Origin of the sequence: Roseicella frigidaeris (assembly GCF_003258945.1) — a bacterium.
Taxonomy (GTDB): Bacteria; Pseudomonadota; Alphaproteobacteria; order Acetobacterales; family Acetobacteraceae; genus Paracraurococcus; species Paracraurococcus frigidaeris.
This window is the reverse complement of the sequence record NZ_QLIX01000003.1, coordinates 99,700-113,927: the sequence shown is the minus strand read 5'-3', so window position 1 is coordinate 113,927 and position 14,228 is coordinate 99,700. Positions and strand designations below refer to the sequence as shown.

At 72.3% G+C, this 14,228-nt stretch carries 16 protein-coding genes and 1 tRNA gene; 8 read left to right on the top strand and 9 right to left on the bottom strand.

Annotation, left to right across the window (positions count from 1 at the left end; translation table 11 throughout):
- Window positions 1–3 precede the first annotated feature (3 nt).
- Window positions 4–1,587 (bottom strand): ABC transporter substrate-binding protein, encoded by a 1,584-nt coding sequence (locus tag DOO78_RS05930; RefSeq protein ID WP_123060005.1) that lies wholly within the window; start codon window positions 1,585–1,587, stop codon window positions 4–6.
- Window positions 1,588–1,761: 174 nt separating this feature from the next.
- Here DOO78_RS05930 and DOO78_RS05925 point away from each other — a divergent pair, with 174 nt between their 5' ends.
- The gene (locus tag DOO78_RS05925; protein ID WP_111468823.1) at window positions 1,762–3,090 is read left to right on the top strand and encodes an LLM class flavin-dependent oxidoreductase; all 1,329 of its coding nucleotides are present in this window, start codon (window positions 1,762–1,764) and stop codon (window positions 3,088–3,090) included.
- A gap of 225 nt (window positions 3,091–3,315) precedes the next feature.
- Window positions 3,316–3,392: transfer RNA gene (locus tag DOO78_RS05920), tRNA-Arg, on the top strand.
- Window positions 3,393–3,512: 120 nt separating this feature from the next.
- Here the strand turns inward: DOO78_RS05920 and DOO78_RS05915 are convergent.
- From DOO78_RS05915 to DOO78_RS05895, 5 genes are all read right to left on the bottom strand, one after another.
- Window positions 3,513–4,481 carry an ABC transporter ATP-binding protein gene (locus DOO78_RS05915; RefSeq protein WP_111468822.1) on the bottom strand — a complete coding sequence of 323 codons (969 nt, stop codon included), beginning with the start codon at window positions 4,479–4,481 and terminating at the stop codon, window positions 3,513–3,515.
- Complete coding sequence (locus DOO78_RS05910; RefSeq protein ID WP_207802805.1) at window positions 4,478–5,128, bottom strand: ABC transporter permease subunit; 651 nt, start codon at window positions 5,126–5,128, stop codon at window positions 4,478–4,480. Before DOO78_RS05910 ends, DOO78_RS05915 begins: the two co-directional genes overlap by 4 nt.
- Window positions 5,125–5,742 (bottom strand): ABC transporter permease, encoded by a 618-nt coding sequence (locus DOO78_RS05905; protein ID WP_111468821.1) that lies wholly within the window; start codon window positions 5,740–5,742, stop codon window positions 5,125–5,127. The genes DOO78_RS05910 and DOO78_RS05905 overlap by 4 nt, the downstream gene beginning before the upstream one ends.
- Window positions 5,742–6,692 carry a glycine betaine ABC transporter substrate-binding protein gene (locus DOO78_RS05900; protein WP_111468820.1) on the bottom strand — a complete coding sequence of 317 codons (951 nt, stop codon included), beginning with the start codon at window positions 6,690–6,692 and terminating at the stop codon, window positions 5,742–5,744. Before DOO78_RS05900 ends, DOO78_RS05905 begins: the two co-directional genes overlap by 1 nt.
- A 123-nt stretch (window positions 6,693–6,815) precedes the next feature.
- Window positions 6,816–7,220 (bottom strand): MerR family transcriptional regulator, encoded by a 405-nt coding sequence (locus DOO78_RS05895; protein WP_111468819.1) that lies wholly within the window; start codon window positions 7,218–7,220, stop codon window positions 6,816–6,818.
- A gap of 66 nt (window positions 7,221–7,286) precedes the next feature.
- Between DOO78_RS05895 and DOO78_RS05890 the strand changes: the two genes are divergently transcribed.
- Together DOO78_RS05890 and DOO78_RS05885 are read left to right on the top strand one after the other, a co-directional pair.
- Window positions 7,287–7,940, top strand: coding sequence for a cation transporter (locus DOO78_RS05890; protein ID WP_111468818.1), 654 nt, complete (start codon window positions 7,287–7,289; stop codon window positions 7,938–7,940).
- A gap of 150 nt (window positions 7,941–8,090) precedes the next feature.
- Window positions 8,091–8,798 (top strand): inositol monophosphatase family protein, encoded by a 708-nt coding sequence (locus DOO78_RS05885; protein WP_243634416.1) that lies wholly within the window; start codon window positions 8,091–8,093, stop codon window positions 8,796–8,798.
- A gap of 135 nt (window positions 8,799–8,933) precedes the next feature.
- Here DOO78_RS05885 and DOO78_RS05880 read toward each other — a convergent pair whose 3' ends face one another.
- From DOO78_RS05880 to DOO78_RS05870, 3 genes are all read right to left on the bottom strand, one after another.
- Complete coding sequence (locus tag DOO78_RS05880) at window positions 8,934–9,764, bottom strand: class I SAM-dependent methyltransferase (RefSeq protein WP_111468817.1); 831 nt, start codon at window positions 9,762–9,764, stop codon at window positions 8,934–8,936.
- A 94-nt stretch (window positions 9,765–9,858) separates the two neighbouring features.
- A complete protein-coding gene (locus DOO78_RS05875; RefSeq protein ID WP_111468816.1) occupies window positions 9,859–10,272 on the bottom strand; it encodes a type II toxin-antitoxin system VapC family toxin in 414 nt (137 codons plus the stop codon).
- Window positions 10,269–10,529, bottom strand: a complete 261-nt coding sequence (locus tag DOO78_RS05870) for a type II toxin-antitoxin system Phd/YefM family antitoxin (RefSeq protein WP_111468815.1) — start codon at window positions 10,527–10,529, stop codon at window positions 10,269–10,271. The genes DOO78_RS05875 and DOO78_RS05870 overlap by 4 nt, the downstream gene beginning before the upstream one ends.
- 182 nt (window positions 10,530–10,711) lie before the next feature.
- On the opposite strand from DOO78_RS05870, the gene DOO78_RS27045 reads away from it, so the two are divergent.
- The 4 genes from DOO78_RS27045 (at window position 10,712) to DOO78_RS05855 (ending at window position 14,130) form a co-directional block, all read left to right on the top strand.
- The gene (locus tag DOO78_RS27045; protein ID WP_128080005.1) at window positions 10,712–11,500 is read left to right on the top strand and encodes a hypothetical protein; all 789 of its coding nucleotides are present in this window, start codon (window positions 10,712–10,714) and stop codon (window positions 11,498–11,500) included.
- A 242-nt stretch (window positions 11,501–11,742) separates the two neighbouring features.
- Window positions 11,743–12,348 carry a transposase gene (locus DOO78_RS05865; protein ID WP_111468814.1) on the top strand — a complete coding sequence of 202 codons (606 nt, stop codon included), beginning with the start codon at window positions 11,743–11,745 and terminating at the stop codon, window positions 12,346–12,348.
- Window positions 12,308–13,285, top strand: coding sequence for a class II glutamine amidotransferase (locus tag DOO78_RS05860; RefSeq protein WP_341538227.1), 978 nt, complete (start codon window positions 12,308–12,310; stop codon window positions 13,283–13,285). Before DOO78_RS05865 ends, DOO78_RS05860 begins: the two co-directional genes overlap by 41 nt.
- Window positions 13,282–14,130: a uroporphyrinogen-III synthase gene (locus DOO78_RS05855; protein ID WP_111468812.1), complete on the top strand. Its 849-nt coding sequence runs from the start codon at window positions 13,282–13,284 to the stop codon at window positions 14,128–14,130. Before DOO78_RS05860 ends, DOO78_RS05855 begins: the two co-directional genes overlap by 4 nt.
- The last annotated feature ends 98 nt before the right edge of the window (window positions 14,131–14,228 follow it).

Below are 14,228 nucleotides of genomic sequence, written 5' to 3'. Positions count from 1 at the left end.
GCCTCAGCCCTTCAGTCGCAGCCAGCGCATCTCGGCCCCGCTGCCCACCGGGCAGAAGCGGTAATTGGCCAGGCGGTTGGAGACGCCGCGCAGCTCCACGGTGTTGTAGACCCAGATATCCGCGCAATCCGCCATCACCCGGCGCGTCGCCTCCTCGTAGAGCGGCGCCCGGTCCTCCTGCCGCACCAGCCCGCGGGCGCGGGCCAGCAGGGCGTCCACCTCCGCGTTCCTGTAGTAGGAGGACGCCTTCCAGGTGCCGTGGAAGCGGCTGTCGTACATCTGCCCGACCCAGTTCTCGGGATCGACGAAATAGGTGCTGACCCAGTGGATCCACATGTCCGGCGCGGTCTCGGCCGAGCCCGTGGCGGTGACGATGTTGGCCCAGGTGTCGCTGACGATCCGCAGGTTGACGCCGAGGGATTGCAGGTCGCTCTGGAAGAGCTGCGCGGCCTGGTTGGTCTGCTCGAGCTGCGACTGGATGTGGATGCGGATGGGCTGGCGGAGGTTCACCCCCTCCGCCTGCGCGGCGCGCAGGAAGTCGCGCGCCTTGCCCAGGTCGTATGCGTAGCCGGCCGCGTCCTTCGGCGCGCCCCAGAGCGGGTTGGGCATGGGGCCGGGATTGCGGTCGGCATAGCCCTTCAGGATCTCGCGGATGAAGCCGTCGTAGTTGAAGGCATGCGCCATCGCCTTGCGGAAATTGACGTTGTCGAAGGGCGCCCGCGCATTGTTCATGCGGATCACGAAGGTCCGCAGGGAGGAGTGGCGCTCCACCCGCGCGATGCGGCTGGACTGGATCTGCTCCACCTGGTCCGTGGGCAGGTAGCTGTCGGTGAAGTCGATCGAGCCGTTCATCAGGCCGAGCACCCCGGTCGAGGTCTCGCGCGCCGTCCGCATGGCGATGCGCGCGACCGGCGAGGGGTTGTCGGCCCAGCCGAGGAAATGCCCCTCGTGGCGCTGCAGGTCGAGGCGCTCGTTCGGCGTCAGGCTGCCCGGAACGAACGCATAGGCGCCCGACCCTGCTTCGTTTGCGGCCAGCCAGGCGGCGCCCCAGTCGTTGCCGCGCTCGTTCGCGCGCACCATCCGCTCGTTGACGATGGCCACGATGGGGATGGCGGCGCGGAAGGGGCCGTAGGGACGGTCCAGCCGGAAGCGCACCGTCAGCGGGTCCGGGGCGGTGACGTTCTCGGGCTTCAGGATGGGCAGGAAGGCGCTGGCCGGCGCCTTGCCGAGGGCCAGCACGCGCCGGAAGCTGTAGACCACGTCGGAGGCCGTCAGCGGGCTGCCGTCATGGAAGGCGACGCCCGGCCGCAGCCTGAACGCCCAGTCCAGCCCGTCCTCCGAGGCGGTGTGGTCGACGGCGAGCCAGGGCTCGAGCGTCGGCGGGCTGCCCTGGTAGCGCAGCAGCCCGTCATAGGTGTTGAGGGCGTAGCCCATCATCGGCACGTCGAAGACCTGGTGCGGGTCCAGGTTCTGCGGCTGCCCGTCGGAGCGGACCATCAGGCCGGGCGTCGCGGCCCGGGCGCGCGGGGCCGCGGCCATCAGGGTGGCGAGGGCCATCGCCGCGCCGCCCCGTCGCGTGATCTCCATCGATGTCATCCCCTTCATGCCCGGCCCCTCGTGTCCGGTCCGGTCCCGGCGCGGGGGCAGCAAGACTCGGGCCAGCCGCGCCGCGGCCGAGTCCGGCATGGTCGTCGCGGGGCCTGGCATGGCCTTCGCAAGACCACCGGCAGCCGTCACCGGGGACGGGCAGGATGAGGGACCATGTCCGATCGGCAGATGCATCTCGGCGTCTTCGTCCTGGGGACCGGGAATCACGTCGCGGGCTGGCGCTATCCCGGCGCCGCGGACAGCTTCCAGAGCCTGCCCGTGATCCAGGCGATCGCCCGCACCGCCGAGCGCGGCCTCTTCGACCTCCTGTTCCTCGGCGACGGGCTGAGCGCCGACCCGAATGCCCACCCCTCCTTCACGGTGCGGTTCGAGCCGGTGACGATGCTCGCGGCGCTGGCGGCCACCACCACCCATCTCGGCCTCGGCGCCACCTCCTCGACCACCTATGGCGAGCCTTACACCGTCGCCCGCGCCTTCGCCTCGCTCGACCATCTCAGCGGCGGGCGGGCGGCCTGGAACGCGGTCACCACCTCGGGCGCCGGCGCCGCCGCCAATTTCGGCCGCCGCCACCCGCCGCATGCCGAGCGCTACAAGGTGGCCGAGGAGTTCATCGACGTGGTCCGCGGCCTGTGGGACTGCTGGGAGGACGACGCCATCCTCGCGGACAGGGAGACCGGGCGCTACATCGACGCCGCCAAGGTCCACCGCCTGGACCACAAGGGCCCCTATTTCGAGGTGGCGGGGCCGCTGAACATCGGCCGCGCGCCGCAGGGGCAGCCGGTGATCATCCAGGCCGGCGCCTCGGAGCCGGGGCAGGAGATGGCGGCCCGCAGCGCCGACCTCGTCTTCTCCGTGGTGCAGGACCTCGACGAGGCGCGCGCCGCCTATGCCGCGCTGAAGGCCCGCCTGCCCCGGTATGGCCGCCGGCCGGAGGCGCTCTCGGTCCTGCCCGGCGTCATGCCCGTCCTCGGCGCCACGCGGGCGGAGGCGCGGGCGAAGCTCGATGTCTTGCAGGGCTTCGTCACGGACAGCAACAGCCTGTCGATGCTGTCGAACCGCCTGGGGACGGACATGTCGGCCTACCCGCTCGACGGCCCGGTGCCGGACCTGCCGCTGCCCGACACCTCGCACGGCTTCGCGCGCACCATGCTGGCCAAGGCGCGGCGGGAGAGCATGACGCTGCGCGACCTCTACAACCTGACGGCCGCGGCGCGCGGCCACTGGGTCCTCTGCGGAACGCCGGCCGACGTGGCGGACACGCTGGAGGAGTGGTTCACCACGGGGGCCGCGGATGGGTTCAACATCCTGCCGCCCTACTTCCCCGGCGCCTTCGACGACTTCGTGGACGCGGTGGTGCCGGAGCTGCAGCGCCGCGGGCTGTTCCGCCGCCGGTACCAGGGCAGGATGCTGCGGGATCATCTCGGCCTGCTCCGCCCGGAGCGCCGCTTCTGCCGCGGCCAAGCGGCCGGGAGCCCAGCCTGAGGAACGCCCCCGATCCACGGCATGGCCGCCGTCACGGGCCGGCATGGGGCGTCGGTCGGAGAGGCGGGACCGTGATGCCCGGGCCCTTTTCGGGCGCGCCCTGGTCGTCGTCATCGCCTCGACCATCCGTGGCGCGCGCCTTGCCCGGATGAGGCGGCGTTGCCCCGGGCTTTTGTGCCCGGCCCATCTCTGCCAGACTTGGCAATGCTCTGGCCTCGTGCCCAGGCGCCCGTAGCTCAACTGGACAGAGCACCAGACTTCGGATCTGGGGGTTAGGGGTTCAAATCCTCTCGGGCGCGCCACGCGCGACGGGATCAATGCCGCGACGATGTCGCGGAGATGGACGCCAGGCGGGCCTTCCGCATCCATCCTGCCATCTGGTTCGCCAGCCGCCTCGGCGTGATCCGTCTGCGCGGCGCCGGTCACCCGCGCCGCGCCGCCTCCAGCACCCCGTCCAGCGTCGCCGCCCGGCCATCCGCCAGCGGCACCGCCCGCACCCCGCGCGCCAGCATGGCGGCCAGCGCGTCGCGCAGCGAGGCGCCCGCCGGCAGGCTTTCCCCCATCGGGCTTTCCTCCAGCAGGCGCTCCCCCGGCAGGCTTTCCCCCAGCATGGCCTGCGCCGTCGCCGCCCCCTCGGCCGGCAGCAGCGCCAGGCGCTGCAGGGCGCGGTCGCTGCCGAGGAAGCCGGCGACGAACGCATCCGCCGGCCGCGCCAGCAGCTCCGCCGCCGGCGCGTGCTGCGCCAGCCGCCCGTCGCGCATCACCGCCACGGCGTCGCCGAGCCGCACCGCCTCGGCGAGGTCGTGGGTGACGATCAGCACCGTCTTGCGGAGCTGCTTCAGCAGCCGCAGCACCTCCTCCTGCAGATGCGCCCGCACCACCGGATCGACCGCGCCGAAGGGCTCGTCCATCAGCAGCACCGGCGGGTCGCCGGCCAGCGCCCGGGCGACGCCGACCCGCTGCCGCTCGCCGCCCGAGAGCTGGTGCGGCCGCCGCGCCGCGAAGCGGGCGGGGTCGAGCCCGGCCATGGCCAGCACCTCCTCCACCCGCGCCGCGATGCGCGCCGGCGCCCAGCCGAGGAGGCGCGGCACCGTCGCCACGTTCTCCGCGACGCTCCGGTGCGGGAACAGCCCGACCTCCTGGATGACGTAGCCGATGCCCCGCCGCAGCCGCACCGGGTCCAGGCGCAGCGCATCCTCGCCGCCGATGCGCAGCCGCCCGCCGCTCGGCTCGATGAGGCGGTTGACCATGCGGAGCGTCGTCGTCTTGCCCGAGCCCGAGGGGCCGATCAGGGCGCAGCTCGTCCCCTCCGGCACCGAGAGCGTCAGCTCCTCGACCGCGGCGGCGGCGGCGCCGGGCCAGCGCTTGGTCAGCCCCTCGAGCTCGATCATGCGCCCTCGATCCGGCGGTGGAGGCGGCGTTCCAGCAGGCCGAGGCCCGCCTCGGTGGCGAGCGCCAGCAGGGCGATAGCGAGCGCGCCGACCAGCATCCGCCCGGTGTCCAGCAGCGCCAGCCCCTGCGTCACCAGGTCGCCGAGGCCGCCGCCGCCGATGAAGGTGGCGAGCGCCGCGGCCGAGACCACCTGCACCGCGGCGATGCGCAGGCCGGCGAAGACCAGCGGCGCGGCCAGCGGCAGCTCCACCTGCCAGGCGCGCTGCCAGCGCCCCAGGCCGAGGCCGCGCGCCGCCTCCAGCGCCGCCGCATCGGCGCTGTTCAGCCCGATCACCGTGTTCACCAGCACCGGTGGCAGGGCGAGCAGGGCGAGGGCGACGACCGAGGGGGTGAAGCCGACGCCGAGCAGCGGCAGCAGCGCCGCCAGCACGGCGAGGCTCGGGATGGTGCGCAGGCCCCCGGCGAGGGCGATCGCCGCCTCGGCCAGCCGCGCCCGGCGCGCCACCAGCAGCCCGGCCGGCAGGGCGATGGCGATGCCGATGCCGAGCCCGGTGAGGGAGAGCAGCAGGTGCTCCCACACCGCGCCAAGGAAGGCGCCGGGATGGCTGCCGAGCCAGGCGGCGCCGCCGGCGATCGCCTCCATCATGCGAGCGCCGGCAGCCGCCGCTGCACCGCGCCGAGCCCGGCATCGAGCAGCAGCGCGATCAGCGTGACGAGGCCGGCGCCGACCAGGATCTTCTCGGTATGCCCCTGGTCGAGCCCGGTCAGGATCAGCGTGCCGAGCCCACCGGCGCTGATATAGGCGGCGACCGTCGCCGCCGAGACCAGCGTCACCGTGGCGACGCGCAGGCCGCCGAGCAGCGCCGGCAGGGCGAGCGGCAGCGCCACCCGCCAGAGCCGCTGCGCCGGCGTCAGCCCCATCCCCGTCGCCGCCTCCAGCACCGCGGGCGGCGCCGCGGCGAGGCCGGCGACCAGCGACCGCAGCAGCACCGGCACGGCATAGGTGACGAGGGCGAGCAGCGCCGGCGGGACGCCGAGGCCGAGCACCGGCACCAGCAGGGCGAAGAGCGCGAGCGTCGGCAGGCTGTAGAGCAGCGAGGCGGCGCCCAGCACCAGCGCCCGCAGCCGCCGGTGCCGCGCCACCAGCAGCCCGGCCGGCAGCGCCACCAGCAGGGCGAGGCCGAGCGCCGCCAGCACCAGGCCGAGATGCGTCAGCACCGCCCAGCCGATGAGATCGAGGTTGCGGACCGTCCAACGCATCAGCCGAGGCCCTGCGCCGCCAGGAAGCGCGCCGCCACCTCGCGCGGCTCGTCGCCATCCTGGTCCACCTGCCGGTTCAGCTCCTGCGCCACCCGGTTGTCGAGCCGGGCGCCGATGCGCTCGAGCGGCGCGGCGAGGCCGGGCCATTCCGCCAACGCCGCCTGCCGCACCACGGCGGCGAGCTGGTAGGGCGGCCAGAGATGCCGGTCGTCCCGCAGCACCGTGTAGCCGCCGACGGCGATCTGCCAGTCGGTCGCATAGGCGTTCACCACATCCGCCTGGCCGTGCTGCAGCGCGGCGTAGCGCAGGCCGAGGGCGGCGAATTGCCGGAAGCGGCCGAAGCGCATGCCATAGACCCGTTGCAGCCCCGGCAGCCCGTCCGAGCGGTCGGCGAACTCGTTGCCGGCGGCGAGCGTCAGCCCGGGCGCGGCGCGGGCGAGGTCGGAGAGGGTGACGAGGCCGAGCCGCGCCGCCGTCGCCGGCAGCACCAGCAGCGCATTGCCGTTGTCGATGCCCGAGGGGGCGAGCCAGGTGCAGTGGAACGCCCGCTCGTAGCCGGCGCGGACCTTGGCCAGCACCGCCTCGGCCGTGCCCTCCGGCGGCTGCTTCAGCACCACGCCCAACCCGGTCCCGGTATATTCCGGGTAGAGGTCGATCTCGCCCGCGACCAGCGCCTGCTGCGCGATGGCGGTGCCGCCGAGGTTCAGCCGCCGCTCCACCCGCGCCCCCGCCCGCTCCAGCCCCTGGGCGAAGAGCTCGCCGACCACGAGCTGCTCGGTGAAGTTCTTCGACCCGACGCGCAGCAGCGGCGCCGCCCGGGCGGGCCGCGCCGGCAGGCCAGGGGCAAGGAGGGCGGGCAGGGCGAGCAGCCCGCGCCGCGCCGGGGCAGGGCCGCGCGGGGTGCCGCGAGGGGCACCGATGGAGGCGCCGGGGGGCGGCGGGCGGTTCATTGCGCGAGACTAGAGCGTGATCGCTCGAGGTGGAATCACCGAAAGGCGTGGATCACGCGACCAAGCAACGGCCTGGAGCATGGTCCAGGCTGGTTCGGCGCGGCGGGGAATGGCGCCGGCCTCTCACCCCGGGCCGAGCGCCTCCAGGATCCGGCACTCCGAGACGGTGCCGTGCCCGCAATGCTCGATCAGCCCCGCCAGCTCCCGCCGCAGCGCGGCGAGGTCGGCGAGCTTGCGCTCCACCGCCGCCAGGTGCTCGCGGGCGATGGCATCCACCGCCGCGCAGGGCCGCTCGCGCTGGTCGGCGAGGTCGAGCAGGGCGCGGATCCGGCCGAGCGGGAAGCCGAGCTCGCGGGCCCGCCGCACGAAGCCGAGCCGCGCCCGCGCCGCCGCGCCATAGCGCCGGTAGCCCGCGCCGGTCCGGGGCGGGGGCGGCAGCAGCCCGGTCCGCTCGTAGTAGCGGATCGTCTCCACCGTGGTGCCCGTCGCCCGGGCGAGCGCGCCGATGCCGAGGCCGCCGTCTTCCATCGCCTTGACCCTGTAGTCGCTACAGGCCGCATATGGGGGGCCATGCCCCTGCCTGGGAGGTGATGCATGGCCTGCTGCCACCACGACCATTGCGCCGGCGAGACGCCGGGCGGCGCGCCGAACAGCCCTGCCTGGCGCCGCGCGCTCTGGATCGCGCTCGCGGTCAATGCCGGCTTCTTCCTCGCCGAGGTCGCGGCCGGCGCCGCCGCGGGCTCCGCCGCGCTGCTGGCCGATGCGCTGGATTTCTTCGGCGATTCGGCGAATTACGCCATCAGCCTCGGCGTCGCCGGCATGGCGCTCGCCTGGCGCGCCCGGGCAGCGCTGCTGAAGGGCTGGACCCTCATCCTCTTCGCCCTCTGGGTGCTCGGCAGCACCGCCTGGCACGCCCTGGCCGGCAGCCTGCCGGAGGCGGGGATCATGGGCGCGGTCGGCCTCGCCGCCCTGCTGGCCAATGCCGGCGTCGCGCTGCTGCTGTTCCGCTTCCGGCAGGGCGACGCCAACATGCGCTCGGTCTGGATCTGCTCGCGCAACGACGCCATCGGCAACCTCGCCGTGATGCTCGCCGCCGCCGGGGTCTTCGGCACCGGGACCGGCTGGCCGGACCTGGCCGTCGCGGCCATCATGGGCGGGCTCGGGCTGCAGGGCGGCTGGCAGATCCTCCGCCAGGCCCGGGGCGAGCTGCGGCAGGCCGCGATGCCGGGGCTGGCCGCGGCGGAATAGCGGGACAGGGAGGGGGCATGCGCTTCACCACCGGCGATGCGCGGCGGCTCGGCGCCATCCTGGCCGAGGCGGCGCGGGCCGAGATCATGCCGCGCTTCACCCGCCTCGCCGCCGGGGAGGTGCTGCGAGAAGACCTCCGCCTTCGACGTGGTGACCGAGGCCGACGAGGCGGCGGAGCGCCGGGCGAGCGCGGCCATCCGCCGCGCCTGGCCCGGCGCCACCGTCATCGGCGAGGAGGCGAGCGAGCGCGATCCCGGCCTGCCGGAGGCGCTCGGCACCGCCGAGCTGGCCTTCCTGCTGGACCCGCTGGACGGCACCAGGAACTTCACCGCCGGCCTGCCGCTCTTCGGCATCATGGCGGCGGCAGTGGTGCGGGGCGAGGTGGCGATGGCCGCCCTCCACGACCCGGTCTGCCGCGACACCGCGCTGGCCTTGCGCGGCGAGGGCGCCTGGCGCGAGGCGGAGGACGGGCGGCAGGCGGTGCTGCGGGTCGCCGCGCCGGTGCCGGTCGGGCGGATGGAGGCGATCATCGGCACCAATTTCCTGCCCGAGCCGCTGCGCGGCACCGTCAACGGCAATCTCGCGCGGCTGGGCATGAGCGCCTGGCTGCGCTGCGCGGCGCAGGAATACCGCATGGCGGCGGCGGGGCATTGCCACCTGCTCTTCTACAACCGGCTGATGCCCTGGGACCATGCGCCGGGCTGGCTGCTGCACCGCGAGGCGGGTGGCCACAGCGCGCAGTTCGACGGCACGCCCTATCGGCCCACGGCGCGGAGCGGCGGCCTGATCTGCGCCCCCGATGCGGCGAGCTGGGCGGCGGCGCGCGAGGCGCTGTTTTATTCCCCACGAAGTCGCTGACGCGCCTTCGCGGGGGCCCCATTCTTCCCCATGACGTCGCTGCGCGCCGTCACGGGGGCCCCGGGATTCGCAAGGGGCCCAAGGGGCGTCAGAGCCTGCCGAGGCGAAGCCTCGGAAGGGCAACGGGAGGCGTCTTCAAACCGCGCGGGCGATGATCTCGGTGGGGGCGATCAGGCCGGCTTCGAGGTTGCCGAGCATGTTGCGTGCCTTCAGCGGCGCCGTCTCGCCCATCAGGATGTGCAGGCCGAGCGGCGGCGGGCCGCCCGCGGCCGCGGCCGCCACGCGCATGCGCCGGAAGAATTCGATGGCGAAGGCGCGGCGGCTGCGCACCGCCTCCACCGCGAAGCCCGCCGCCGCCAGCAGGCGGCGATAGGTGTCGGCGTCCTCGACGAAGCTGGTCGCCGCGCCCGCCGCCCAGGGCAGGGGAAAGGCGAGGTCGCCCTCGCCCTCGCGCATCACGTCGTAGATCCCGAAGACGCCGCCCGGGCGCAGCACGCGCCGCGCCTCGGCGAAAAGCCGCGCCTTGTCGGCGATGTTCATGCCGACATGCAGCAGCGTCGCCGCATCGAAGCCCGCCTCGGCGAAGGGCAGGGCGAGGGCGCTGCCCTGGCGGAATTCGGCCTGCCCGCCGAGGCCGACGCGCCGGGCCAGCGCCGCGGCGCAGCGCACGTAATCCGCCGTCAGGTCGAGGCCGGTGACGCGGCAGCCGAACTCGCCGGCGAAGAGCCGCGCGGCGCCGCCGAGGCCGCAGCCGATATCGAGCAGCGCCAGGCCGGGCGCGAGGCGCATGGCATCGGCCAGGTCGCGCGTTGCCGCCCGGCCGCCGATATGGAACTCATCGACCGGCGCCAGGTCCTCGGGCGTGAGGTGGTCCGGGTCCTTCCCCATGGCGGCGAGGGCGGCGAGGATGGCGTGCTCCAGCGCGGCGTGGCCGTAGTGCCGGGCGACGGTGGATTCGAGGTCCATGACGGGCGTCTCCTGCGGCGTCGCAACCTGGCCTCCCTGGCCTGGGCCTGGCCGGCGGGCCTGTGGCAAAATGCACGGCGCCACGGGATGCGCGCTACCCCAGCAGCACCACCCCCGCCGCCACGGCCGCCTGCCGCAACTTCCGGTCCAGTGAGGCCAGCGGCAGGGCCAGGCGCAGCGCCAGTTCCAGGTAGCAGGCATCGTAGAGGGTGAGGCCCTGCGCCTCGGCGAGGCCGAGGCTGCGGCCCCAGGCCTCGGCGGCGGTGTCCGGGTCGATCCGGACCGGCAGCGCCGCCAGCGTGGCGAGCGCGCGCCGCCGCTCCTCCGGCGTGATCCGCCGCGCCTTCTCCACCTGCAGCAGCACGTTGGCGACCTCGAGCGGCCAGAGCCCCGGCGCCGCCGCGCCCTCGGCGGCCACCGCGTCGAGCAGGGCGTCGGCCGCCTCGCTTCCCTCGCCCGGCAGCACCCAGGCGAGCGCGGCCGAGCTGTCGAGGACGCAATGGGTCATCGGCGGCCGATATCGCGGAAGGCCTTCAGCTCCTCCCAGGAGAGCGACTCGCCGCGCCGGGCGATGGCGCGGCGTAGCGCCCGCAGGCCCTCGACCGCCCGGGCGACCTCCGCCGCGCGGCCGCCGGTCTCGGGCACAAGGCGGGCGATGGGGCGGCCATGGCGGGTGATGACGATGGTCTCGCCGCGCTCGACCTCGTCGAGCAGGCGGGGCAGGTGGGTCTTGGCCTCGGAGGCCTGGATCTCGCGGGTAGGCATGGGGTTTCGACTAGTTGATTCGACCAGTCTAAGAGGCGTGAAAGCGATAAGCAATTCCTGCTGTCGCCTAAGCCTGTCTTCCTAGTATTGTGCTTGCCATACTGATTGGCTGGGAGGGTTTGCTAAGACTCCCATCGTGGATGTTTGCCCGGCGCGGACGACGGGCGCGGAGCATTTTGAACATGCTGAAGCTGAATGCAGGTACTTTCTACAACGTCACTCAGTTAATGAATAGTGTTATAAACCTGGCTGAATTTGAGCGGCGTTGCCATTGTTCGAATGCGAAAGAATACAAAAACGACGTGCCCGCTGACCTGCGTGCGAGCATGTGTGACCGAATCAAGGAATTACAGGATTGCTTGCGTGCTTTGGACGCTAACATCACCAATGCCGAGGTGCAAAGGCTCTTAACCAAACTTTCCAGATCTAGCACAATAACCTTTGAAGACGTTGCAAGAAGTTTCGAGCAGATCAGCTCTCGGCTCCACGATGAACTCTCCGGTAAGAAGTTATTCGCGCTGCCGACTAGCAAAGCTAGGTATTATGAATATGCAGTTTTACTATTTGGTGAAGAAGTGGAGATAAAATTTTTGGATGCTATTGAGGAGATTAGTGAAGCCGGGAAATGCTTGGCCTTTGGGCGTTATACTGCTTCGGTATTTCATTTGATGAGAGCGATGGAGATTGCTGTCGTTGAAGCAGGGCGAAAAATTTCCGCTACGGTTCAAGATAAAAACGGCGAAACGCTTGCATGGGGTCTTATAGTTGCGAACATCAAGCCCAAGATAGACGCTCTGCCTAAGGGGCAAGTTCAAGATGAGTGGTACAAATTGCATGCGCTGCTTCATAGCGTGAATCGTGCCTATCGTACAAAGACCGCACACCCAAAGAAATCCTACAATCAGGAAGAAGCTGAGGATGCATTTAATGCGACCAAGGTATTCATGCAGCATCTGGCATCTGTATTGTAACATCTGATGTTTGTATCTCAATCATATTTGATTCTAGGGGAGGCAAACTGGCTCAATCGTGCCTCCAGGAGCAGGGATATTTGAGGGCTTGCATCAGACTCGCATCAGAGTAGGGCCCTTCTGACCGTCACTGCGTCTGAAAGCGGTTGTGTGAGCAATCACAGCATCGAGTCCATTTTCCTTGCATCTAAGAAAAAATTCCTCCATCCTCCCCGGCCCCGCCCCCCGCCGGAGGCCCTCGGATGCCCCTCCCGCCCCCCTCCCACCGCCACTACACCCCCCGCCGCCCCTGGGCCCCGCTCACCGATGCCGCCTGGGCCGCCATCGCCCCGCATCTCCGCGCCGTCACCCCGCATCAGGGCCGCCCGCTCGCCGATGCCCGCGGCCGGATCGATGCCATGTTCCTCGTCGCCGCCTCCGGCCAGCCCTGGCGCAGCCTGCCCGAGGCCTATGGCCGGCCGGATACCGTCAGCCGGCATTTCCGCCGCCTCGCCCAGGCCGGGCTCTGGATGCGCCTGCTCGCCGCCTGCGCCGCGCCGGATGCGCCGCCCGCGCTGCGGCGGATCGAGTTCTTCCTGGTCCGCGCCGCCCGCCGCGCCATGCGGGTGCTCGGCCTGCCGGCGGCCGAGGCGGCGGAACGGCTCGGCCTGCTCAGCGCCCTGCCGGTGCTGCCGATGTATCTCTGCCGCCCCGCCTGGTTCCGCTGGGCGGAGGCGGGGCTGGCCGCCCTGCTCGCCCGCCACCGCGCCGCCCCCTTGGCCCTGCCGCGCCGGCGCGCCCGGCTCTGGCTCAAGGTGATGCGCTTCTATGCCGGCAAGCCCTGGCACCGCCGCTGGGCCGAGCCGTGAGCCGCGGGCCGTGCGGGGGCTTTGTCCGAATCCGGCGGCGCCGCGCCGCCCCGCGGCCGCTGCGCGACGCCGAATTCGCCCCGGGGGGCGTTCACGCCCGGCCCTCATCTGCTCTAGCGTCCCCGGCATGTGCGAACTCCTCGGCATGAGCGCCAATGTCCCGACCGATATCTGCTTCAGCTTCGCCGGGCTGATGCGCCGCGGCGGCCAGACCGGGCCGCATGCCGATGGCTGGGGCATCGCCTTCTACGAGGACAAGGGCTGCCGCAGCTTCCATGACCCGCACCCCTCGGCGCGGTCCGAGGTGGCGCAATTCGTCCGCCGCCACCCGATCAAGAGCCGCATCGTCATCAGTCATATCCGCCGCGCCAATCGCGGCCGCATGGCGCTCGAGAACACCCATCCCTTCCAGCGCGAACTCTGGGGCCGGCCCTGGAGCTTCGCGCATAACGGCCAGCTCAAGGGGGTGAAGCGCTGGCGCCTCGGCGCCTTCGCGCCGATCGGCACGACCGACAGCGAGCACGCCTTCTGCTGGCTGCTGGAGCAGCTCCGCCAGCGCTTCCCGGCGCCGCCGAAGGCGCGCGCCCTGGCCGCGGCGGTGGAGGCGCTGGCGCGGCGGCTGGCCACGCTCGGCGTCTTCAACATGCTGCTCTCGGACGGGCGCAGCCTCTATTGCCATTGCAGCACGAAGCTCGCCTGGCTGACGCGGCGCGCCCCCTTCGGCCCGGCCACGCTGGTGGACGAGGACCTGACGGTGAATTTCGAGCAGGAGACCACGCCGGAGGATGTCGTCACCGTGGTCGCCACCCGGCCGCTCACCCGCGACGAGGCCTGGACGGTGATGGAACCCGGCCGCACCGTGGTGTTTCGCGATGGGGAGCCCGTGCCGCTGCCGCGGCGGCGCGCCTCCCCGCCGGTGAGGGACATGGCGGCATGAGCGAGGCGCGCAGCGCGGGGGCCGGCGAGGGGCCCCTGGCCGGCAAGCGGGTGATGGTGCCGGAGACGCGGGAGCTGGAGGTGCTGGCGCGGATGCTGGAGCGGCACGGCGCCGAGGCGCTGCGCTGCCCGCTGGTCGCCATCGTCGATGCGCCCGATCCGGCGCCGGTCGAAGCCTGGCTGCGCCGCTTCGTCGCAACGCCGCCCGACGACCTCATCCTGCTGACCGGGGAGGGGCTGTCGCGCCTGCTCGGCCTGGCGCAGCGGGCGGGGATCGAGGCCGAGTTCCGCGCCGCGCTGGCGGGCGTGCGGCGCATCACCCGCGGGCCGAAGCCGCAGGCGCGGCTGCGCAGCATCGGCCTCGGCTCCGACCTCGCCGCCGCCGAGCCGACCACGGCCGGCGTCATCGCCAGCCTCGCGGCCGAGGACCTGCGCGGCCGGCGGGTCGGCGTGCAGCTCTACCCGGACAACCCGAACCACGCGCTGCTGGATTTCCTGCGCGGCGCCGGGGCCGAGCCGGATCCGGTGCTGCCCTATGCCTATGCGACCCGGGAGGACGACGCCCGGGTGCTGGCGATGCTGGAGGAGATGGCGGCGGGGCGGATCGACCTCGCGGTCTTCACCTCCACCCCGCAGGTGCGGCGGCTGAGCGGCCTCGCCACGCCGGAGCGGCTGCGCGAGGCCTTCGCCCAGACCCGCCTCGCCGCGGTCGGGCCGCTGGTGGGGGAGGCGCTGGAGGCGGCCGGCGGCCGGGTGGCGGTGATGCCGGCGGAGAGTTTCCACATGAAACCGATGGTGAATGCCATCCTATCCGCGATGGGCGCGCCGCCCGATGTGCGGGCTTAATGCGATGGGTGTGCGTTCAATATATTGACGCACGCGCCGATGGCGTGAATCATGGCGCCATGCCGGCTCAGCGCCGGCGGAGACGCCGATGCCTGCCA